General features: G+C 48.8%; 1 protein-coding gene. It reads left to right on the plus strand.

Features of this window, described 5'->3' with window-relative positions:
- Positions 1-128 (plus strand): ribosomal protein L7/L12 (locus tag KHA85_RS20130; protein ID WP_213186652.1); only part of this gene is annotated, 128 nt, incomplete at its 5' end.
- Positions 129-477: the final 349 nt, after the last annotated feature.

The raw sequence follows: 477 nt of genomic DNA on the forward strand, positions 1-477 counted from the left end.
GTCTGAAAGAAGCTAAAGACCTGGTTGAATCTGCTCCAGCCGCTCTGAAAGAAGGCGTGAGCAAAGATGACGCAGAAGCTCTGAAAAAATCTCTGGAAGAAGCTGGCGCTGAAGTTGAAGTTAAATAAGCCAACCTTTCCGGTTGCAGCCTAGTCTTTTAGGCTGATGGCTGGTGACTTTTTAGTCACCAGCCTTTTTGCGCTGTAGGGCGCCAGTAGCGTTTCACACTGTTTGGCTGCTGGTTTCGCCTCCCAATGTTTGTTTCTATTGACGACTTAATATACCGCGGTCTTTGCACTACCAGGAGTTCTGGGGGAAGACGCGATGAAATGGTTTAAGCGTGATAGCAAGAGACATTGCGGAAAGTGTTCCCGCTTTCCGGTCGACAAAACGGTGTTGCATGAACTGTCCCTAATCGGACGGACAGATTGGGTCACTGATCAGCGAGCTGAGGAACCCTATGGTTTACTCCTATAC

Origin of the sequence: Dietzia massiliensis (assembly GCF_018390595.1) — a bacterium.
Taxonomy (GTDB): Bacteria; Actinomycetota; Actinomycetes; order Mycobacteriales; family Mycobacteriaceae; genus Dietzia; species Dietzia massiliensis.